Source organism: Hydrogenophaga pseudoflava, from assembly GCF_004353865.1.
GTDB lineage: Bacteria > Pseudomonadota > Gammaproteobacteria > Burkholderiales > Burkholderiaceae_C > Hydrogenophaga > Hydrogenophaga pseudoflava.
The window spans coordinates 2321083-2342430 of sequence record NZ_CP037867.1 but is presented as its reverse complement, the minus strand read 5'-3'; the positions used below and the strand labels follow the sequence as shown (position 1 = coordinate 2342430).

The window sequence follows — 21348 nt, the reverse complement described above, 5'->3', positions numbered from 1 at the left end:
ATGCGACAGCTCCAACACCCCCTGCTCTCTCCGTCGCTGGGCACCCAGCGCCAGGTCACCAGCCTGCACTTTGGTCAGGCCACCAATGGCCGCAAGGCCTACATCCAGTCCAGCCTGCACGCCGACGAGCTGCCCGGCATGCTCACCGCGCACAAGCTGCGGGGCCTTCTGGCCGCGGCCGAGACAGCCGGCGAGATCCCCGGCGAGGTCGTGCTGGTGCCGGTGTGCAACCCGATCGGGCTGGACCAGAGCCTGATGCACCACCAGGTCGGCCGCTTCGAGCTGCTGACCATGGAGAACTTCAACCGGAACTACCCGGACTTCTTCAATCTGGTGAAAGACCGGATCGCTCCGAAACTCACGCAGGATGTGGAGACAAACAAAGGCATCGTGCGGGCCGCCATGCACGAGGTGCTGCAGGAACAGCCGGTGACCACCGAGCTGGAGAGCCTTCGCCGGGTGCTGATGGGCCTTGCCTGCGACGCCGACGTGGTGCTGGACCTGCACTGCGACTTCGAGGCCATTCTTCATATGTACGTCGAGCAGCCCATGCTCGACCAGATGGCGCCGCTGGCGCGACTGCTTGGCGCCAAGGCGCTGCTGTGGGCGCGGGGCTCGGGTCCTTCGATCTCGTTCGACGAGGCGCTGTCCGGCCCATGGTGGCGTTTGCGCGATCACTTCGCCGACCAGGCGCCGATCCCCCTGGGCTGCGCCAGCACCACCGTCGAGCTGCGCAGCCAGACGGATGTGTCGGACGCCCTGGCCAGCCAGGATGCCCAGGCCATCGTCGGTTACCTGCGCCATGTCGGCGTGATGGCTGGCCCCACCCCTGCCCTGCCCGATCCGCGGTGCGAGCCGACACCGCTGGCCGGCACGGAAGCCTCCCACGCGCCGCACCCGGGCGTGATCGACTTCGTAGCCCAGGTCGGCGAGCGTGTGGCCGCTGGCCAGCTGCTGGCGCGGGTGGTCGACCCGCTGACACCGCGCGAAACCGACATCCGCAGCAGCATCGATGGCATCGTCTACGCCCGCCACAGCCTGCGCTGGGCCACGGCGGGCATGGAGCTTTGCCGTGTCGCCGGCCGAACACCGATCCGCTCCGGCAACCTGCTGAGCCCCTGACAGACCCACGCACCATGACCACCAAACTCGAAGCGATCGACATCCGCAAGAGCTACGGCTCGCACGAGGTGCTCAAGGGCATTTCCCTGACGGCCAAGGCCGGCGACGTGATCAGCATCATCGGCTCGTCCGGTTCCGGCAAATCCACCTTCCTGCGCTGCATGAACCTGCTGGAACGGCCGCAGCAGGGCCGCATCGTCGTGGCCGGCGAAGAGCTCAAGCTGGTCACCGCCAAGGACGGCATGCTCAAGGCGGCCGACGAAAAACAGCTGCAGCGCCTGCGTGCCAAGCTGACCATGGTGTTCCAGCACTTCAATCTCTGGTCGCACCTGACGGTGCTGGAAAACGTGATCGAGGCGCCCATGCATGTGCTCGGCAAGGGCAAGGACGAAGCCATTGCCACCGCCCGCAAGTACCTGGAGAAGGTCGGCCTGCGCGACGTCGAGGGCAAATACCCGGCCCACATGTCGGGCGGTCAGCAGCAGCGCGTGGCGATCGCCCGTGCGCTGGCGATGGAGCCCGAGGTGATGCTGTTCGACGAGCCGACCAGCGCGCTCGACCCCGAACTCGTCACCGAGGTGCTGCGCGTGATGCGCACCTTGGCCGAAGAAGGCCGCACCATGGTGGTGGTGACCCACGAGATGGGTTTTGCGCGCGAGGTCAGCAACCATGTGCTGTTCCTGCACCAGGGCCGCATCGAGGAACAGGGCAATCCGCGCGAAGTGCTGGTCAACCCCAAGTCCGAGCGGCTGTCCCAGTTCCTCTCGGGCAAGCTCAAGTAAGTCGGCGGCGAGGTTCGCCAATCGGCCGAACAGCGGGGTTTCCGTCCCGCTGTTGGCGGGTTTCTGTGGGGTCCGGATGGGAGAGCATTGCTCCATCCCGGAACCACCCGCCAGAAAGGAACCTCTCCATGAGCACCGTCGACACCAGCAACTCCAGCGCCTGGTCCCAGACCCTGTCGTCCCTGAGTGGCGCCATGTCCAGCTACCTGCAGGACAAGATGCACAAGAAGATGGACGCCGACGGCGATGGTGGCGTCAGCCAGAGCGAGTTCCAGGCGGCGCTTGAAAAGGTCGCTGGCAAGCTGGGCGTCGAAGTCGGCCAGGGCGCCTCGGAGCTGTATGCCTCGCTCGATGCCAACAAGGATGGCGCGCTGAATGGCGCCGAGGTGGGCACCCTGCTGCAGAACCTGTTTTCGTCCGCCTCAAACACCCAGGCGTTTGTCCAGCAGCGCGGCGATGAGGCCCGGTTCGCCGAGCTCGATGCCGACAACGATGGCCAGATCTCGATGGCCGAGTTCGGCATCACACCCGCCATCGAAACCACGGTGGTGCAGACCACGACCGTGATCACGACCACACAGGAAGTGATGTCCGGGGGGGCCGGCTCGCTCGTTGGCGCCACCAACCCCACGGCACCGGCGACCAAGGCTCCCGTGCATGCGGTCACCACGCCGGAAGAAGGCCCGGAGTTCGCCAAAACCGAAGAGGCGACTGCCGAGACCGAGGACGCTTCCTTGCAGGCCCTCATGCAGACCGTCGACACCGATGGCAGCGGCGACATTTCGGGCGCCGAGCTGAATGCCTACGTGGCCAAGCTGAGCGCCCAGGCCGAAGCCGCCAGCAAGCGCTACAACGACACCACCCTCGCCTCGCTGAGCGGCGGCAGCCTCCACGAATCCGCCTGACGCCTGGCGGCGATCAGGGCTTGAGCTCCAGGCGGCTGCGCCACTGCGTGGGCGCCATTTGCAGCGGCCGGTATTCCACGGCAGCCCAGGCGTCGCTCATGTCGCGGTAACGGCTGGAAAGCGCGTTGCCGCTCTGCCCCGTCTGGTAGATGAACAGCGAGTTCTCCGGCTCCGCCAGGTCGTAGATGGCGCGCAGGCTGGCGGCATGCCGGTTGGCAAACGGCGCATCGGCCTTGTCCAGGTGGTACTGGCCGACGTTCACGGTGAATGGGTCACCGCCCGTTTCCTTTCGCACCTCGAACATGGGTGCCAGCGCACCGACGTTGCTGAACGGACGGTGCACGGAAATCGCCGGGTGGGCCGTGCCCCAGCGCCAGCGCGACACATCCCTTCCCTGCTGCGCACTGATGCGGTCCAGTGCCCGGTCCAGCGCCGCCGTGCTGGCCGCAGCGCAGCCCTGCGGGCCGCACCAGTCGTGGTCGTCGCGCTCCAGAATCCCCTCGACCGCGTTGCGGAACAGGCGCTTGCCATAGAGCTTTTCGAACCGCTCCACGCCCAGGCGCTGGCCCACCACACCGCGCGTGAACTCGTCGATCCAGACGCTGTAGACCAGCGGCGCAGCCGCATCGGCAGACATGCCGCCGGTGAAGTCCTTGAGCGAAGCCAGTGCCGCAGCGGCGAGCGGGTGGCTGGACGCGGTCTTGCTCAGGTGGGGCAGCAGGCGCAGCGTCGCCTCCGAATGCAGATCGCCGTGCATGGCGCGGAAGCTGGCCGCGTCGTGCTTCTCCGTCTGAGCCAGCAGGACCTCGATGCGTTCCTGGCGGTACGGCGCCGCCCAGTCCTGGGTCAGGAAATGCGGGTAGTCGGCCGCATGGATGCGCTGATTGGCGGTGGCAATCCAGCCCTTGGCGCCGTCGTCCTGCGGGGTGTCTTCGTAAGGCAGGTAGCCCGTCCAGTCGTAGCGGGCGTCCCAGCCCGGCGAGGGAGCCACACCGCGGATGCGGTTGTCCGGCGACCGCAGGGGCACCTTGCCCACCGCCTTGAACAGGATGCGGCCACTGCGGTCGGCCATCACCGCGTTCTGCATCGGTGCGTGAAAGTGGCGGTACGCCTCCAGCAAATCGTCAACCGAGCGCGCGCGGTTGGAGGCCAGGGTGGCCTCCACATTGCGGTTGTCCGCCTCCAGCGCGGTCCAGCGCAGCGACAGCGCGAAGCGCCCGGTGTCGATGAGGTCACGCGCACGACCCGGTGCATCGCTGAGCACGGGGCCGTGTCGGCTGCTGCGCACCGTGTGCACCACGTCGGGCTCGCCCTTGACGCGGATGGTTTCGACGCGCTCGTCAAAGCGCGCCCAGGCTTCCTGCCCCGCGGGTGCCGGGAGGCGATAGCGGGTCGGGTCGCTGGGGTCCAGCTGCTCCAGGTACAGGTCTTGCACATCGGGGCCGGTGTTGGTGAAGCCCCAGGCCACGTCGGGTGTGCGCCCGAGCACCACGAACGGTGTGCCCGGCAGGGTCGCCCCGATCACATCCATGCCCTTGAGTCCGGGCACGTCGGGCGACTGCAGGCGGGCGAAGTACCAGATTGCCGGCGCGCTCAGGCCCAGGTGCGGGTCGTTGGCCAGCAGCGGCTTGCCGCTGGCGCTGCGCGCGCCCGACACCACCCAGTTGTTCGAGCCCTTGCCCTCCACTTCTCCAAGGGAGCGGGTCCACTCGATCACCCCCTGTGCCAGGGCATCCACACCAGGACTGCTCTCGGTGGCGCGCGACTGTCTGCCTTCAGCAGACGGAAACACGCGCATGGCACGGTACAGCTCTGCCAGATCGGCCGAGGCCGCGGGCGCCTCGCCCGGATACGGCGGAAACAGCTGCCACAGGGACGGGGTGTCCAGCACCTGCAGCGCGGACAGCCGGGCCAGCTCGTTGCCCCAGTTGCCGCCCAGGTCCAGCGCCATCATCAGGGCCCAGCCAGCGCTGTCCTCGGGCTCCCAGTAGCGGCCGGCGGCCGCTTCGTCCCGTGGGTCGATGCGCAGGATCTGGAACTCGGGCGACAGCGCTTGCTGGCGGCCAGCAAAGAATGCGTTCACGCCGTCGCTGTAGGCCTTCAGCGCTGCACGCCCCTCTTCGCTCATACCAGCAAGTTGCGCCTGGGCCGCCTGCCGGATGCCCAGCGTGCGCATGAGCAGGTCGGTCTCCAGCGTGGAGCGGCCAAACACCTCGGACAGCCGTCCTCGCATCAGGCGGCGGTTGAACTCCAGCTGCCATCCGCGTTCCTGCGCGTGCACATAACCCATCGCCATCCAGGCGTCCCGCGGGTCGGTGGCCAGAATGTGCGCCACATCGCTGCCGTCGCGTTGCACCTGCACGGCACCGCGCAACCCAGGCAGGCTCAGATCCCCATCCGTCTGGGGCTGGCTGCGCCAGGCATAGATCGACAACGCCACTGCTCCGAGCAGGATCAGCAGCAGCAACAGAAAGAAAAAACGGGTCAACCAGCGCATCAGCACCTCCAAGGCTGGAGCGATGGTAGCGGCGTCGTGCCGCTCGTGCATCGGACGTGCGACTGGCTCAGACGCGCGTGCGACCGTGCCCGAGCACCATCTGGCCATCCACCAGGCGGAAACTCACCGTGGGTGCGCTGATGTCCGTGAAGGGTGCACCCATCGAGAACTCGCCATCGCTGTGCAGCAGGCACTCCTGCCGCCTCAATGCAATGGCATTGTCCGTGCCGGCAAAACGAACCCAGGTGCCGTAGCTGCTGGTGTCTTCAAGAAGGTAGTTGCCCGAGCGGATGTCGATGGAAGCATGCATCCGGGAGACCCGCGGATCGTTCACCACAAAATCGGCCTCGGGCACCCGGCCGATCTTCAACGGTAAGTCCGTGAGATTGAAAGACTGGCTGGTGTCCAGCCAGCCCAGCTCGATGCCCCCGAACACCGATTCGGTGCTTTTTCTCAGGGCGTGCAGGTCGGCTGGAAGCGTCAGGAACTCTGACAGCATCTCGGTCTGCCACTCGATGCGGAAGACCTCTGTTGGCTCCACGCGCCCCTTGATCCGGATTGGCCCGAGGCTGCGGCTGCGCACGTTATGCCCCTTGCCCAGCTTGCGAATCACCAGGTCGTTGACCAGGATCTGCTCCGGCCCTGCCAGATCGCTCAGACGCGACGCCACGTTGACCGCATCGCCGAAGCAATCGCCGTCGACCTGCACCACCTGCCCGCGCGCCATGCCGATCTGCATCATCAGCTTGAGCCGGTTGGGCCACTGGGCCACCCGTTGAGAGTGCTCCTGCTGAATGGTGCTCATGCACTCGACAGCAAGCCGGTTGTTGGTGAACGAGAGCAGAACGCCGTCGCCCAGCATCTTGACGACCTTGCCGTTGTGTTCCAGACCCATGGCCCCGATCCACTGGGTCAGCTTGGTCACCGCCTTGGCGGCGCGGTCGTTGCCCAGTGTTTCAAACACGGAGACGCTGCCGGTCAGGTCCACGAAGGCAATCGTCAGTTCGGCCATGAAAAATAGTAGAAATCGGCCTGGGCGAGGCCGGGTGCTGGTGGTGTCAACCGAAGCAAGGACAAGCTGGTGGATGGTAACAAGGTGTGTGGTTTATCACACATCCAGTCATTTGAGCACCAGAAATGACGTGACCCAGTACCGCTGTTGGACGTTTCCACATGGCTGAGCCCAAAGGACCTAAACGAACCGGCCGTCATTGAACACTTTCCGGGGCAATTACTGGCATCGTCACCAGACCTGTACACGCAATATCTTAAACAGTCTTTCTAACCGCTTGATTTGGCTGTTGTTTTCTTGACTTTCCTCAAGCTCAAGGCCTTGCCCGAGGGGCTCCCCGGACGTATCCTGCCCCCATAACTTCATATCGTTGGGATCGCAAATGCGCTGGATCAAACCCACCATTCGCCACAGCATCTCCGCCTTGCTGGGCACCGAGGTGCGCAAGCATGCACCGGAGTCGCTCGAGCCGGTCCGCCAGGCCATGCTGTCTGTTCTGGGTGAAGCAGGGGCCCAGGCCAATCCCAGGCTCAAACACCGCCTCATGTATGTGCACGATGTGCAAGCGCTCTGGTATGCCCGGGCCGAGATGGTGGCCGTACTCAGCCGTCTTCATGGCGAGGCACGGGCGGTCGATCTGGTCCGCAGCGTGACCCCGGTGTTCAATGGCCTCCTGCCCAAAGGTCTCCTGGAATCCACCCGCTCGGCACGCTGAGGCGTTTGCGAGCCCAAGCTCATCCCCAGAACATCAGCGCCTCGCGCCCCTGCACCATCACCTCCACGTCCCGGCCCACCGGCAACAACACCTTGGTGGGAACGTGCCCGAACGGCAGGCCCGTCAGCACAGGCGTCCGGGTCTGACTCCGAAGCCAGTCGACCACCGTCTGCAGCTTGAACCCGCGGTCGTGTGGAACCGGCTTGAAGCGGTTGAAACTGCCCAGCACGATCAGCTTCTGACGTCCCAGGATGCCCGCATGCAACAGTTGCGTCAGCTGTCGTTCGATGCGGTAGGGATGCTCGTTGACATCCTCCAGAAACAGCACGCCGCCCTTCACATCGGGCAACCAGGGCGTGCCGACCAATGAACACAGCACCGACAGGTTGCCGCCCCACAGCTGGGCCTTGTGAAGGTGCAGCGACGGGGCTTCTTCCCTGGCGGTCGTGGGCAGACAGGGCAGGTCCTTTTTGGGCAGCACCCAGCCTGCGCCCTCGCCATGTCCATCGAGCAGGTCGTCAAAGCAGGCTTCCATGATGTCGTCAGGCTCTTCGGCGCCAAAGTCCTCCCCCAGTGCCGGGCCCGCCCAGGTCACGGCGCCCGTCTTGGCCAGCAGCGCGCATTGCAGCGCGGTGAAGTCGCTCAGTCCCACGAACTGCGTGCCCTTGCCGATGGCTTTCGCGAGCTGCTTGTAGGGCAATTCGGGCAGAAGGCGCGTGAGGCCATATCCGCCGCGTGAAATCAGCGCCACGTCGGCACCGCTGGCCGCTGCACGGCCGATGGCCGCGATGCGGGTGGCGTCGTCGCCCGCAAACCGCATGTGGCTGCTGAGCGCAGCCTCGTCGATCTCGACCTCGTGGCCGAGTTGCTGCAGCCGTTTCACCCCGCGCCGGAAGGCGGCCTTGTCGCGCACGGCGCTGGAAGGAGAGTAGATGTAGATGTGGCTCATGGCTCGTTGAAAGAAACGGGATAGTTGGAAAAGTGTTGACAGGCCGCGCGTGCAATCTGCTCGCCCCGCTCGGGAACGAAGTGCCCTGCGTCGGAAATCAGCCAAGGTGGCGGGCAGCCCCGGATGTTGCGTGCCAGGGCTTGCATGACAGGCTCACCCAACACGGGGTCGCGTGCTCCGACCACCATCAGCGTCCGGCCCTGCCAGCGCTCTCGCCAGAACAGCAGGGCCTCGCGGGATATGGCTGCGCCTTCGTCTTCGGCGTGCTCCGGCACCAGATTCGGAAAGGCGCGCAGTGCGGCGCGATGGCCCGCGTCGGGAAACGGCGCGTTGTACGCCTCGCATTCGGCGGCATCCAGGTGCGGGTTGCCGCGCGCGAGCAGGCGGCCGACGTCGTACAGCGGCTTCTCTGCGCACATCTTGCGCCACGCCAAGAACCCCGGAGACAGTGTCTCGCCGCCAGTGGCCAGCAGGGTGTTCATGACGAGCAGGCCGGCGTAGCGCCCCGGTGAGGCCATCGGCAAGGTCAACCCGAGCAGCCCACCCCAGTCCTGCACCACCAGCACCACGTTGCCCAGGTCCAGCCGATCAACGAACTCGAGCAGCACGTTGCGGTGCCAGTTGAAACGGTGGAACGCGTCCTTCTTGGGTTTATCGCTCTTGCCAAAGCCGATCAGGTCGGGCGCCACCACACGATCTCCCGCCTCGGTGAAGACTGGAATCATTTTGCGGTAGAGATAGCTCCACGCCGGGTTGCCGTGCAGGCACAGCCAGGTGCGCGGCGCGTCCGACGGCCCTTCGTCCAGGTAGTGCAGGCGAAGGCCGCCCAGCGACGGGAGATCGCTCAGGTAGTGCGGCGACCAGGGGTATCCCGGCAAACCGTCGAAACGGCGTTCGGGCGTGCGCAGCGCGTCGTCTCGCAGAGGCTGGCCCTCGCGACGCTGCTGGTCACGGCGGGACCTGAAGAAATCGCTGAGCATGCTGCCGCACTCGTCGGCCCGCACACCGCCCAAGACCTGGGTGTGGTGGTTCAGCTGAGCCTGACCGAACAGGTCCACCACCGAGCCGGCTGCACCGGTCTTCGGATCATGTGCACCGAAGACCACCCGCCGCAGGCGCGAATGCAGCAGCGCGCCGCTGCACATGGCGCATGGCTCCAGCGTCACGAACAACTCGCAGTCGTCGAGGCGGTAGTTGCCCAGGGTCTGCGCTGCCGCGCGAAGGGCGACGATTTCTGCATGGGCTGTCGGGTCGTGCGCAGCGATGGGCGCGTTGCGCCCGACGCCCACCACCCTGCCCTGGTGCACGATCACCGCACCGACCGGCACCTCGCCCGCGGCGCGAGCGGCCTGGGCTTCTTTCAGGGCCAGGCCCATGTACTCGGCGTCGTTCATGCCGTCATTGTCCCGCACCCTTTGGGTGCCATCGTCAATCGAACAGCGACGGCTGCCGGTCCTGCAGGGGCCAGCTTGCCAGCACCTCATGGAGCCCCTGCCCATAGAGACTGTCGACAAGCCGCACTTCGGTCACGTCCCAGGCCAGAGGGGTGATTCGCCGGGAACCGACCGGCGCCCGCCCGTAGTCCAGCGTGATGTGTGGATAAAAGCTGGGCCGTATCCAAGCCTCGGGCCATCCGAGCGAGCGCAAGGCCGTGACCAGTTGCCGTCGCAGAAGGAACAAGGGCCGAACGCCGACACCGTGACCTGCCAGCTCGACAGTGCCGACCTCACGCTGAGGGCCGCGCGACTGCACGGTGTCAAAACAGACGCGGAATGGCGCCGCGTCCAGCTGCGGGCCCACACGCAAGACAAGCGCCAGGATTTCGGGAGGAATGCGGTCTTCGTACGACCCCAGAGGCACCAGTGTGGTGTGCAGCCGCTCAGCGGCCATGGGCTTGGAAGGTCCGTGGTACGAGCGGTTCAACAACTGGGACAACCGGTCAATGTCCTGTGCGACGGCCCAAGGCAGGTGCAGCATGTAGTAAAGATCATGGCGGATACCCATGCAACACCTCCTTGGGCTGCGATTGCGGGGGTACCATTCTGCACAACAACTGTATACTTGTACAGTAGCTGTATCGACATCACTCCCACTCGATGGTTGCTGGCGGCTTGCTGCTCACGTCATAGGTCACGCGGTTGATGCCACGCACCTCGTTGATGATGCGGCTGGACACCTTCTTGAGCAGCGCGTACGGCAGCTCGGCCCAGTCGGCGGTCATGAAGTCGCTGGTCTGCACCGCGCGCAGCGCCACCACGTAGTCGTAGGTGCGGCCGTCGCCCATCACGCCCACGCTCTTGACCGGCAGGAACACGGTGAAGGCCTGGCTGGTCAGGTCGTACCAGCTCTTGCCGCTGTGGTGGTCGATGGTCGAGCGCAGCTCTTCGATGAAGATCGCGTCGGCCCGGCGCAACAGGTCGGCGTATTCCTTCTTCACCTCGCCCAGGATGCGCACGCCCAGACCAGGCCCCGGGAACGGGTGGCGGTAGACCATGTCGTGCGGAAGGCCCAGGGCCACGCCCAGTTCACGCACCTCGTCCTTGAACAGGTCGCGCAGCGGCTCCAGCAGCTTCAGGCCCAACTGCTCGGGCAGTCCGCCCACGTTGTGGTGGCTCTTGATGGTCACGGCCTTCTTGCTCTTGGCGCCGCCAGACTCGATCACGTCTGGATAAATTGTTCCTTGTGCCAACCACTTGGCGCCTTTTGTTGAAGCACCACTTGAAATGAGTTTGGCGGCCTCGGCCTTGAACACCTCGACAAACTCGCGGCCGATGATCTTGCGCTTGGCTTCCGGATCGCTCACCCCGGCCAAGTGGCCGAGGAACTGGTCCGCCGCGTCAACCCGGATGACCTTCGCGTGCAGCTTGCCGACAAACATGTCCATCACCATGTCGCCCTCGTGCAGGCGCAGCAGGCCATGGTCCACGAACACGCAGGTCAGCTGGTCGCCGATGGCCCGGTGGATCAGGGCGGCGGCCACCGACGAGTCCACGCCACCGGACAGCCCGAGGATCACTTCCTCATCCCCCACCTGTTCGCGGATCTTCTGCACGGCTTCCTCGATATGGTCGCGCATGATCCAGTCGGGGCGCGTGCCGCAGATTTCCAGCACGAAGCGCTCCAGCAGCGCCCTGCCCTGCACCGTGTGCGTCACCTCGGGGTGGAACTGCACCGCGTAGTAACCGCGCGATTCGTCGGCCATGCCGGCGATCGGGCAGGCGTCGGTGCTGGCCATGAGCTTGAAGCCCGGCGGCATTTCGGTGACCTTGTCACCGTGGCTCATCCAGACCTTGAGCATGCCGTGGCCTTCGGGCGTGGTGAAGTCGGCGATGTCCTTGAGCAGGGCGGTGTGTCCACGGGCGCGGACCTCGGCGTAACCGAACTCGCGCGTCTTGCCCGCCTCGACCTTGCCGCCCAGCTGCTGGGCCATGGTCTGCATGCCGTAGCAGATGCCCAGCACCGGCACTCCCAGCTCGAACACCGCATCGGGGGCCTTGTCGTCCACCTCATAGACGCTGGCGTGGCTGCCCGAGAGGATCACGCCCTTGAGCTGGCCATCGGCGGCGAACTCGCGCACCCACTCGCTGCTGACGTCGCAGGGGTGAACTTCGCAGTACACGTGCGCTTCGCGCACGCGGCGTGCGATGAGCTGGGTGACCTGGGAACCGAAATCGAGAATGAGGATTTTCTGGTGCTGCATGGCGTTCGGGGATGTCTGCAGGGAAAAGAAAAAGGCCGTCGCGGTGGACGGCCTGAGGAGCGGAACCGGTCAGTCCGCGCGGTAGTTCGGGGCTTCCTTGGTAATTTGCACGTCGTGCACGTGGCTTTCGCGGATGCCGGCCGAAGTGATCTCGACAAACTCCGCCTTGGCGCGCATGTGTTCGATGGTCGGACAGCCGCAATAGCCCATGGAGGCGCGGATACCGCCGGCCATCTGGAAAATGATCGACACCACCGAGCCCTTGTAGGGCACGCGCCCTTCGATGCCTTCGGGCACCAGCTTGTCGGCGTTGGGGTTGCCGGTGCTGCTTTCCTGGAAGTAGCGGTCGGCGCTGCCCTGCTGCATGGCGCCGATGGAGCCCATGCCGCGGTAGCTCTTGTAACTGCGGCCCTGGAAAAGCACGATCTCGCCAGGGGCCTCTTCGGTACCGGCAAACATGCCGCCCATCATCACGGTGTTGGCGCCGGCCGCAATGGCCTTGGCGATGTCACCGCTGTAGCGGATGCCGCCGTCGGCGATCATGGGAACGCCGGTGGTCTGCAGTGCGGTGGCCACGTTGTCGATGGCCATGATCTGCGGCACGCCCACGCCCGCCACGATGCGGGTGGTGCAGATGGAGCCGGGGCCGATACCGACCTTGACGCCATCGGCGCCCGCTTCCACCAAGGCCAGGGCGGCGCTGCCGGTGGCGATGTTGCCGCCGATCACGTCCACCTGAGGGTAGTTCTGCTTGACCCAGCGCACGCGGTCGATCACACCCTTGCTGTGGCCATGGGCCGTGTCCACCACGATGGCGTCCACGCCGGCCTTGACCAGCGCTTCCACGCGTTCTTCGGTGCCTTCGCCAACCCCCACCGCAGCGCCCACGCGCAGTCGGCCGGCGGCGTCGCGCGCGGCGTTCGGGAAGTTCAGCTGCTTGGTGATGTCCTTGACGGTGATCAGGCCCTTGAGCTCAAAGGCGTCGTTCACCAGCAACAGGCGCTCGAGCTTGTGCTTGTTCAGCAGCGCCTTGGCCTGCTCCGGCGTGGTGCCTTCGGGCACGGTGATCAGGCGCTCTCGCGGCGTCATGATCTCGCTGACCGGCAGGTCGTAGCGGCTTTCAAAGCGCAGATCGCGGCCGGTGACGATACCAACCACCTTGCCTGCATCCACCACCGGGAAGCCAGACACCCCCAGGTCGTCGGACAGCTTCATGACCTGGCGCACGGTGGTCGAGGGGCTGATGACCACTGGGTCACGCAGCACGCCGGACTCGTAGCGCTTGACCTTGGCCACGTGGGCGGCCTGTTCCTGCGCCGAGAGGTTCTTGTGGACGATGCCGATGCCGCCTTCCTGGGCAATGGCGATGGCCAGCCGGGCCTCCGTCACGGTGTCCATGGCCGCAGAAACCAGGGGCAGGTTCAGGCGGATGTTGCGGGTGAACTGGGTGGCGAGAGAGGTGTCCTTGGGCAGGACCTGGGAGTACGCGGGGACGAGCAGAACGTCGTCGAAAGTGAGCGCTTTGCCGAGGAGGCGCATGAGGTAAAGCTCCAAAAACACGATTGTACCCGGCGTCCAACCGGGGGAGCAGCTGCCTCGCGAACGCCACCACATCGGGCCCCAAGCTCCGTCAAGCCGGCAAAAGTGCTACTTCGTCACCTGGCATTGGGCGTGTAGTGTGCGGCCGGAAGGCCCCGGGTTAAACTGGTTCGCATGCCTAGCCGTCACACACACACCTCTTTCTGGCGAGTTCTCGCATTCGCAGCCTCAGCCGCCCTGTTCAGTGGATCGACCTGGGCTCAGTGGGTCTGGGTGGACTCTTCCGGCAACAAGGTTTTCAGCGACACGGCACCGCCGCCTGGTACGCCCGAGAAGAGCATTCTTCGCACACCTGGAGCCGTGCGCCAGACCGGGCCTGCAATTCCAGCGCCGACCGGAACAGACCCCGCCGCAGCTGGCCAGCCCGCTGCGCAGTCAGCCGAGGTGCCGAAGGTGACTGGCCGCGACGAACAGCTGGAGTCAAAGAAGAAGCAGGCTGAAAAACAGGCCCAGGAGGCGGCACAGGCCAAAAAGAAGGCCGAGGACGACCGCATTGCTGCAGCCCGTGCCGGCAACTGCGAGCGAGCCAAGCGCGCCAAGGCCACGCTGGATTCAGGCGTGCGCATTGCCACCACCAATGCCAAGGGCGAGCGCGAAATCATGGACGACAAGGCGCGTGCGGCCGAACTGCAGCGCATCGACGGCGTCATCCGTTCGGATTGTGGCCCTGCGTCGGCATCTGCACAGAACGTCAACTGAGGCCCTTGGCTGGCACCTGATCAGTAGCCGGCCTTGGAGTTGGGCCGCCGCTGGGCGAACAGCCCGGCGTTGCGTGAACCCTGACCGACGAAGCGCTCTCTGCGGGCCACCTTGGGATCGACCCTCAGGTCCCGGTACAGCTCGACGCGATCACCATCCCTGAGCACGCTTTCTGGTAAAGCCTTGTGGCCCCAGACCCCGCACGTCCACCTGTGCTCCTGCGGGCCGTCCATATTCATCGACCAGCCGGCCATGGCCAGGGCCTCAGCGACAGAGGCACCATCCGGAAGCTGCAGATGCAGCTCTTCCACCGTTCGGGGTTTGGGTGAACGAACCAGCACCACGGAAATCATGCGCCGTACACCTGGTCAGCGCGTTTGACAAATGCGTCCACGAGGCTGCCCGCGATCCGGTCGAATACAGGCCCCACCAAGGTGGCAAGGGCCTGGCTTGAAAAGCCATAGGTCAGCGTGAACTCGACCTTGCAGGCCCGCTGGCTGCCATCGCCCAGCGGCGTGAAGTTCCAGATCCCTTCCAGATGGGAGAAAGGACCATCCACCAGTTCCATCAGCACCTGCCGGTCATCGAGGTGCTGATTGCGGGTGGTGAAGCTCTGCTTCAGACCGCTGAAGGCGATGCCGACGCGGGCCACCATGCCGCGTTCATCGCGCTCCATCACCTCGCTGTGATCGCACCATGGAAGGAACTGCGGGTAGTGCTGAACATCGGTGACCAGCGCAAACATCTCATGGGCGCTGTGCCAGAGCAGGACGGACTTCTGAATCGTTTTCATACAATCGGCGCCCATTGTATGGGTCGCCTGCGGCCCCATTTACCGCCCCATGTCCACCAAACCCAGCAAATCCGCCGCCAAGACCACCGACAGCCGCATCGCGGACAACAAGAAGGCCTTGTTCAACTACGCCATCGAGGAGCGCTTCGAGGCAGGAATGGTGCTGCAGGGTTGGGAGGTGAAAGCGCTGCGCGAGGGCAAGGTGCAACTCACCTACGGCTACGTGGTGATCCGGGAAGGCGAACTGTTCCTGATCGGCTGCCAGATCAACCCTCTGCGGACGGCGTCGACCCACGTCAGCCCCGACTCGGTGCGAACCAAGAAGCTGCTGCTGCACAAAGACCAGATCCGGCGACTGATCGGCAAGGTCGAGCAGAAGGGCCACACCCTGGTGCCACTGAATCTCCACTGGAAAAGCGGCAAGGTGAAATGCGAGATCGCTCTGGCCAAAGGCAAGGCCGAGCACGACAAGCGCGACACCATCAAGGACCGCGAAGGCAAGCGGGAGGTCGAGCGGGCCATGAAACAGCGCCAGCGCTGAGCATCATCGAAGAAGGCCCCGGCGCGTGGCCTGATCGTTGCCGGGCGACGGTGCTCACCAACCCCAGAGCAGGCGCCTGGACACCCAGCCAGGCTGACCCTCGGCCCGTTCGACCTGAACCCAGTCGCGCCGTTTGCTGCGGGTCCGCAGCACTTCACCGTATTCCGCCTGGCCAATGATCGGGTGCCCCGTCCCCGGACCTTTCCGGATGTTGACGATCCGGGACTTGACCACGTGGTGAGGCGTTCGCCCGGTCAGGGCTCGTGCAACCCAACCTTTGTCGTTCTCGAAGTCCTGAACCTCAAGCCAGCGCCCCTGGCGCCGCAGTACCTTGAGGGGGTAGCCCTTGTTAAGCACCCACAACACCTCGTGGCCCGTCCCTGGGCCCGAGCGCATGTTCACTTCCGCTCCTTCTATGCTCACCAACCGCTGCGCGTGGGCAACAGGACCGGGCAGAAGCCAGGCACCGACCACGATGATCGCGGTGATGAATGCCCGGCCCGCCAGCGTCTGAATCATGCGAACTCTCCTTGTGTCATGTATTGGGATAGGACAAGTCGGATCGTGGCGGCACCATGGCAGCAATGATGTCGCCCATCGAAAGGGTGCCCAGGTGGTGCCCTTTGCTGTTGACGACATTGGCAACCTCCCGCCCCTCAGCACTGAGCACACGGGCGACCTCCTCGATCACAGTACTGATGTCCACCGTCGGTCCTTCGACCGGTGTGTCGGGTCGCATCAAGGTCCTGCTGCGGATCACGCGGCCGCGGTTGACGTCCTTGACGAAGTTGGCGATGTAGTCGTCTGCCGGCTGCAGTACGATCTGCTGGCCTGAGCCCTGCTGCACCACCTCGCCGTCGCGCAGGATGGCGATGCGATCCCCCAGGCGCAAAGCCTCGTCAAGGTCGTGTGTGATGAACACGATGGTTTTGCCGATCTCCTGCTGGATGTCCAGAAGCACGCCCTGCATGTCGCTGCGTATCAGCGGGTCCAGCGCCGAGAACGCCTCATCCATCAGCAGGATGGGCGCATCGTTGGTGAGTGCCCTTGCAAGTCCCACGCGCTGCTGCATACCGCCCGAGAGCTGGTTCGGATAGCTGTCCTCGTAACCCTTGAGGCCGACACGCTCGATCCAGCGCTGCGCCCGTTCACGCCTGACCTTGCGCGCCACGCCCTGCACCTGCAGGCCGTACTCGGTGTTTTCCCGCACCGTCAGGTGTGGGAACAGCGCAAACTTCTGGAACACCATGGCGGTCTGCTCACGGCGGAACTGGCGCAGTCGCGCCGGGTTCATCTTGACCACATCCACGCTTTGATCGTTCACCTGCACCAACACCTCGCCGGTGGTCGGGTCGATCAGGCGGTTGATGTGGCGTATCAGCGTGGACTTGCCCGAGCCGGACAGGCCCATCACCACCTGAATTCCACCGGCAGGCATGTCGATGTGGATGTCGCGCAGACCCAGCACGTGACCATGCACATCGCGCAGTTCCTGCTTGCTCATGCCGCCGCGCACCGCGTCGATGAAGCGCTCCGGCGTGGGACCGAAGATCTTGTAAAGGCCACGGATGCTCACGCCCACCGCCGCATTGCCAGACGCAGCCGCTTGCTGGATGACGGGATCAGCCATGCACTACCTCCAGATGCTTCTGCAGACGCTTGCCGTAGGCTTGCGAGACGCGGTCGAAGATGATCGCGATCGCGACGATGGCCATGCCGTTGAGGATGCCCATCGTGAAGTACTGGTTGGAGATGGCCTTGAGCACCGGCTGGCCAAGGCCCTGCACACCGATCATCGAGGCGATGACCACCATCGACAGCGCGAGCATGATGGTCTGGTTGATGCCGGCCATGATGGTGGGCAGCGCCAGTGGCAGCTGCACCTGGCGCATCTTCTGCCAGGCCGACGAGCCAAAAGCGTCGGCCGCCTCCAGCAGGTCCTTGTCGACCAGCCGGATGCCCAGGTTGGTGAAGCGGATCACCGGTGCGACGGCGTAGATGACCACCGCGATCAGACCGGGCACACGGCCGATGCCCAGCAGCATGACCACCGGGATCAGGTACACAAAGCTGGGCATGGTCTGCATCACGTCCAGCGCCGGATTGACGATGCGCTGCATCCGATCCCATCTACTCATCAGGATACCGATGGGCAGGCCCACCACCAGCGCCACCACGGTGCTCACGAAGATCATCGAAATGGTCTTCATGGTGTCGTCCCACATGCCCAGCCAGCCGATGACCAACAGCGACAGAATGGCACCGAGAACGATTTTCCAGTTGCGCGAAGCCACCCAGGCGACCACGGCGATGACACCCACCACCACCGGCCAGGGTGTCTGGGTCAGCAGGCGCTCGGATGCGAGCAGGAACTGGCGCAGGGGTTCGAACAGTTGCTCCATGGCCTGGCCATGTTCGCGCGTGAATGCGCGAAAGGCACCATCGATAAAACGGCGCAAGGCAGACAGCTGTTCGGTACCCAGCGCGGGGAATCTATCAAGCCATGTCATGGCATCTCCTCCGGCAGGAATCAGGGAAACGGCCCGTCACTGGTGCGGGCCATCTGTTGTCTCGGCGTGTGATGCCTCAGAGCGCCGACTTCACTTTCTCTGCCACCTCGGGCGTTACCCAGGCTCCCCAGATCTCGGGCTGGGTCTTGAGGAAATGTGCTGCCCCGTCGGCCCCGGTGGCCTGCTGGTCGCTCATCCAGGCCAGCAGGCCATTGACCGTGTCGTTGCTCCAGCTGCGTTTGTTCAGGTAGTCCACAGCGGGACCGCCGGCTTTCTGGAAGCGGTCGGTGAGCACGGTGAACACCTCGGCGCGCGCCCAGTCGCTCTTCTTGGGGTTGTCGCACTCCGCCTTGGCATTGCAGGCTTCCCATGCCTCTTTGTCGTGTGGCACACCGGCGTCTAGCTTGACCATCTCGTACTTGCCCAGGATGGATGTGGGCGCCCAGTAGTACCCCAGCCAGCCCTGCTTGCGCTCATACGCCTTGGCGATCGAACCGTCCAGCCCTGCGGCCGAGCCGGTGTCCACCAGCAGGAAGCCCTTGTCGGCCGCGTCCCAGGCCTTGAACGCGTTGCCAGTGGTCAACTGGCAGTTCCAGCCCGAGGGGCAGTTGTGCACCGCGCCCTTCCGCTTGTTCTCGGCCGACGGAAACAGCTCCGGGTGCTTGAGGGCATCGTCGATGGTCTTGATGTCCGGATGGGCATCGGCCAGGTACTTCGGAATCCACCAGCCCTCGACGCCTCCATCCGCAAGCGATTTGGCGGCGTAGTGCAGCTTGCCTTCCTTCACCGCGGCGTCCAGCGGTTGGCGCACGGCGTTGATCCACGCTTCGGGTGCCACGTCGGGTTGCCCCTTCTCCATCATGGCGGTCAGCGTGGGCATGGTGTCACCCGGCACCAGTTCAACCTCGCAACCGTAGCCCTTGGACAGAATGATGTTGTCGATGTGGGCCAGTACCTCGGCCGACTGCCAGTTCATGTTGGCCACCGTGACCTTGCCGCAGACGGAGGTCTGTGCCACCTCGGGTGTGGCGGCTGGGGAAGGTGTTTCCTCTTTCTGGCCACATGCGCTCAGCGCCAGCGCGGCGGCGAGCAGGGACAGACGGGAAAGCGGGGGGATGCGCGACATGGTTTTCTCCAAGTTTCGAGTGGTGTTGTCCACCGACGCGGGGCGCCACTGGATGCGAAGTGCACACCCAACGGCCTGAAGAAAACGAACGCTGCTGCAAACGAGGTGACCAGCCGCTCAACCAACAGACAGTTGGATTGAACTCAACTCGGAAATATAACTTTGAGAATAAATCTCACGCAAATGCTGCGACTTTTCATATAACGAAGCCCATCGGCTCCGAGAAGGCCGCGGCTCGAATGAAAGCCGGCCCGCTGTCACCGCAGCGAGTGCAGCGGATGCGCGTGAGCAGGCCAGGGCGAAACAAAGAATTCGACCACCTGTGCATCGCTCACCTCTTCGATGCAGGACGGGTTCCAGCGCGGGGCGTGGTCCTTGTCTACCGCCAGTGCGCGGATCCCTTCAACGGTTTCGCTCGCGGCGCCCGGGCGCAGGTGGAAGCAGCGACGGACCAGGTCGCGCTCCATGCGCAGTTCGTCGGCCAGCCCCATACCCCGTGCCCGGCGAACCTGCTCCAGCACCACATGCAGCATCAGCGGTGAACGCTTGCGCAGCAACTGTGCGGTTTCGCTGGCCCACTCGCCTTGGGCCTGCTCCAGCGCCTGAACCACCGCCTTCACGTTGTCCAATGCAAATACGCGGTCGATGTCCGCCTGCGGAAAGTGCGCCTTCGGCGGCACCTTCTGGACGTGATTGAGACACCAGCGCTCCACCGCCACGCCGCTCTCGTAGGGCGTCTGACCCAGGCTGTCCCACAGGCCCGCAAGGCGGCCGCTGTCCATCACCGCGTCGGCCAGGCCGGCCGCCAGCGCATGAGCGCCGTCAAGCACCAGACCGGTCAGGGCCAGGTACTCACCCAGTCGACCCGGGCAGCGGCTGAGGAAGTAGCCGCCGCCCACGTCCGGAAACAGGCCGATGCCGGTTTCGGGCATGGCGATCTTGCTGCGTTCGGTGACGATTCGCAGGCTCGCTCCCTGACTGATGCCCATGCCCCCGCCCATGCAGATGCCGTCCATGAACGCGATGTAGGGCTTGGGGTAGGTGTGGATCAGGTGGTTGAGTGCGTACTCCTCGGTGAAGAAGTCCTCAAGTTCTGGGTTGCCCGCGAGCGCAGCCTGGTGAAAGAAGCGGATGTCACCGCCCGCGCAGAAACTGCCGAACGCGCCCTCCTTGCCCGTGCCACGGATCGCCACTGCCAGCACCTGCGGGTCTTCGCGCCAGGCCAGCAAGGCGGCACTGATGTCGCGGATCATGCCCAGCGAGAGCGCGTTCAGCGCCTTGGGCCGGTTGAGCGTGATGCAACCGACGCGACCACGGACTTCGGTGATGATGAACTGTTCGGACCCATTCATGGCGTTTCTCCAACGGATGTCTCGGTATTCCTGGCGCTGAGGGTCTGAATGCGCAGTGCACCCTGGCGGTCACGCCAGCCGGCCAGTTCGTTGAGCAGCAAGGCGGCGATCACCACACTGCCGCCGAGCAGCACCTCGCTCCCAGGCGTCTCGTTGGCCCAGAGCCAGGCCCAAACGATGCCAAAGATCACCTCCAGCAGCGCCAGCAGCGACACTTCGGGGGCCTTGAGCGAACGGGCGCAGACCACCGCCAGCGCGCAAGGAATCGCGAGCTGCACCAGACCCAGCAGGGCCAGCCACGCGATGTCGCTGCCTGTGGCCAGAAACGGGAATGCCAGAGGCAGGGTGAGCACGCTCGAGATCAACGCCCCCACCAGCACCGACGGCACGAGGTCGATGGACTCCCCATGCTGCTGGCTGCGCTGCACAACGGTCCAGTTGATCGCGCCGCCCACCGGCACGCAGAGCGATGCCAGCGATCCCAGGACCAGGCCTGATGCATTCGCTGCCGGGTCGGTGAAGGCGGCCCACATCTGGCTGCCGTACATGTACACGATGCCGGCGCCGGCCGTCACGATGGCGGCCCAGGTGCGCCCGGGCAGACGCTGGCCAATGAACACCCGGGCGATGACCGCGGTGAACAGCGGCCCCGCCGCCATGATCACCAGAACGTTGGCGACACTGGTGAAGGTCAGAGCCAGCATGAAGGCGGTGAACATCACGCTCCAGCAGACACCGGACACCCAGAAGGCGCGCGATCCGGCGAGGATGCCCCAGTGGCGCTGCAGCGCACCTTGACTCGTCGGGACACCACGGAGGGCTCCAGACGCACGGTCTGCTGCGCGCCACAGGGGCAGGATGAGCAGCAGCGACACAAAGGTGAATGCGCTGCGCCAGAAGGTGACTTCGAAACGCGCGGCCGACTCCAGCTGGCGCGAGACCACGCCGGCGATCGACCACATCAGGGTCACCGCGACCATGAGGAACACCGCCTGGGTGTGAGTCAGACGGTTGAGCAGCTTGAAGGGCATGGGTGTGAGTGGACC

21 protein-coding genes are annotated in these 21348 nt (G+C 64.9%); 6 read left to right on the top strand and 15 right to left on the bottom strand.

The window, feature by feature from the left end; all coding sequences use genetic code 11:
* From HPF_RS11270 to HPF_RS11260, 3 genes are all read left to right on the top strand, one after another.
* Entirely contained in the window at positions 1-1122 is a 1122-nt protein-coding gene (locus tag HPF_RS11270; protein ID WP_133156636.1) for a succinylglutamate desuccinylase/aspartoacylase family protein, read from the top strand.
* Between the two features lie 14 nt (positions 1123-1136).
* Entirely contained in the window at positions 1137-1904 is a 768-nt protein-coding gene (locus tag HPF_RS11265; protein ID WP_133156635.1) for an ABC transporter ATP-binding protein, read from the top strand.
* A 128-nt stretch (positions 1905-2032) separates the two neighbouring features.
* The gene (locus tag HPF_RS11260) at positions 2033-2809 is read left to right on the top strand and encodes an EF-hand domain-containing protein (RefSeq protein WP_079365851.1); all 777 of its coding nucleotides are present in this window, start codon (positions 2033-2035) and stop codon (positions 2807-2809) included.
* Between the two features lie 13 nt (positions 2810-2822).
* On the opposite strand, the gene HPF_RS11255 is transcribed toward HPF_RS11260, so the two are convergent.
* Together HPF_RS11255 and HPF_RS11250 are read right to left on the bottom strand one after the other, a co-directional pair.
* Positions 2823-5306 (bottom strand): penicillin acylase family protein, encoded by a 2484-nt coding sequence (locus tag HPF_RS11255; RefSeq protein WP_133156634.1) that lies wholly within the window; start codon positions 5304-5306, stop codon positions 2823-2825.
* Between the two features lie 67 nt (positions 5307-5373).
* Positions 5374-6318, bottom strand: a complete 945-nt coding sequence (locus HPF_RS11250; RefSeq protein WP_066160217.1) for an adenylate/guanylate cyclase domain-containing protein — start codon at positions 6316-6318, stop codon at positions 5374-5376.
* A 382-nt stretch (positions 6319-6700) separates the two neighbouring features.
* Between HPF_RS11250 and HPF_RS11245 the strand changes: the two genes are divergently transcribed.
* Entirely contained in the window at positions 6701-7033 is a 333-nt protein-coding gene (locus HPF_RS11245) for a hypothetical protein (RefSeq protein WP_066160214.1), read from the top strand.
* 19 nt (positions 7034-7052) lie between these two features.
* Here the strand turns inward: HPF_RS11245 and HPF_RS11240 are convergent, their stop codons facing one another.
* From HPF_RS11240 to guaB, 5 genes are all read right to left on the bottom strand, one after another.
* Positions 7053-7982, bottom strand: coding sequence for an LD-carboxypeptidase (locus HPF_RS11240; RefSeq protein ID WP_127806709.1), 930 nt, complete (start codon positions 7980-7982; stop codon positions 7053-7055).
* On the bottom strand, positions 7979-9376 hold the full coding sequence (gene tadA / locus HPF_RS11235) for a tRNA adenosine(34) deaminase TadA (RefSeq protein ID WP_127806708.1): 1398 nt from the start codon (positions 9374-9376) through the stop codon (positions 7979-7981). The genes HPF_RS11240 and tadA overlap by 4 nt, the downstream gene beginning before the upstream one ends.
* 34 nt (positions 9377-9410) lie before the next feature.
* Complete coding sequence (locus HPF_RS11230) at positions 9411-9986, bottom strand: 2'-5' RNA ligase family protein (protein WP_133156633.1); 576 nt, start codon at positions 9984-9986, stop codon at positions 9411-9413.
* Positions 9987-10065: 79 nt separating this feature from the next.
* Positions 10066-11682 (bottom strand): glutamine-hydrolyzing GMP synthase, encoded by a 1617-nt coding sequence (gene guaA, locus HPF_RS11225; protein WP_133156632.1) that lies wholly within the window; start codon positions 11680-11682, stop codon positions 10066-10068.
* Between the two features lie 69 nt (positions 11683-11751).
* Positions 11752-13221: an IMP dehydrogenase gene (gene guaB, locus HPF_RS11220; protein WP_066159716.1), complete on the bottom strand. Its 1470-nt coding sequence runs from the start codon at positions 13219-13221 to the stop codon at positions 11752-11754.
* A 453-nt stretch (positions 13222-13674) separates the two neighbouring features.
* On the opposite strand from guaB, the gene HPF_RS24145 reads away from it, so the two are divergent.
* A complete protein-coding gene (locus HPF_RS24145) occupies positions 13675-13980 on the top strand; it encodes a hypothetical protein (RefSeq protein ID WP_341785657.1) in 306 nt (101 codons plus the stop codon).
* A 20-nt stretch (positions 13981-14000) separates the two neighbouring features.
* Here the strand turns inward: HPF_RS24145 and HPF_RS11210 are convergent, their stop codons facing one another.
* Complete coding sequence (locus tag HPF_RS11210; RefSeq protein ID WP_133156631.1) at positions 14001-14333, bottom strand: RnfH family protein; 333 nt, start codon at positions 14331-14333, stop codon at positions 14001-14003.
* Positions 14330-14773 carry a type II toxin-antitoxin system RatA family toxin gene (locus tag HPF_RS11205; protein ID WP_133156630.1) on the bottom strand — a complete coding sequence of 148 codons (444 nt, stop codon included), beginning with the start codon at positions 14771-14773 and terminating at the stop codon, positions 14330-14332. Before HPF_RS11205 ends, HPF_RS11210 begins: the two co-directional genes overlap by 4 nt.
* 49 nt (positions 14774-14822) lie before the next feature.
* On the opposite strand from HPF_RS11205, the gene smpB reads away from it, so the two are divergent.
* Positions 14823-15314 carry an SsrA-binding protein SmpB gene (gene smpB / locus HPF_RS11200; RefSeq protein WP_133156629.1) on the top strand — a complete coding sequence of 164 codons (492 nt, stop codon included), beginning with the start codon at positions 14823-14825 and terminating at the stop codon, positions 15312-15314.
* Between the two features lie 54 nt (positions 15315-15368).
* On the opposite strand, the gene HPF_RS11195 is transcribed toward smpB, so the two are convergent.
* The 6 genes from HPF_RS11195 to HPF_RS11170 form a co-directional block, all read right to left on the bottom strand.
* Positions 15369-15833 carry an SH3 domain-containing protein gene (locus HPF_RS11195; protein ID WP_133156628.1) on the bottom strand — a complete coding sequence of 155 codons (465 nt, stop codon included), beginning with the start codon at positions 15831-15833 and terminating at the stop codon, positions 15369-15371.
* A gap of 16 nt (positions 15834-15849) precedes the next feature.
* Complete coding sequence (locus HPF_RS11190) at positions 15850-16944, bottom strand: quaternary amine ABC transporter ATP-binding protein (protein WP_133156627.1); 1095 nt, start codon at positions 16942-16944, stop codon at positions 15850-15852.
* Complete coding sequence (locus HPF_RS11185; RefSeq protein WP_066159699.1) at positions 16937-17824, bottom strand: ABC transporter permease; 888 nt, start codon at positions 17822-17824, stop codon at positions 16937-16939. The genes HPF_RS11190 and HPF_RS11185 overlap by 8 nt, the downstream gene beginning before the upstream one ends.
* Before the next feature lie 76 nt (positions 17825-17900).
* Positions 17901-18950, bottom strand: coding sequence for an ABC transporter substrate-binding protein (locus HPF_RS11180; protein ID WP_079365123.1), 1050 nt, complete (start codon positions 18948-18950; stop codon positions 17901-17903).
* Positions 18951-19207: 257 nt separating this feature from the next.
* On the bottom strand, positions 19208-20302 hold the full coding sequence (locus HPF_RS11175) for an enoyl-CoA hydratase/isomerase family protein (protein WP_066159697.1): 1095 nt from the start codon (positions 20300-20302) through the stop codon (positions 19208-19210).
* Positions 20299-21333 (bottom strand): DMT family transporter, encoded by a 1035-nt coding sequence (locus HPF_RS11170; protein WP_243721728.1) that lies wholly within the window; start codon positions 21331-21333, stop codon positions 20299-20301. Before HPF_RS11170 ends, HPF_RS11175 begins: the two co-directional genes overlap by 4 nt.
* Between the last annotated feature and the right edge of the window lie 15 nt (positions 21334-21348).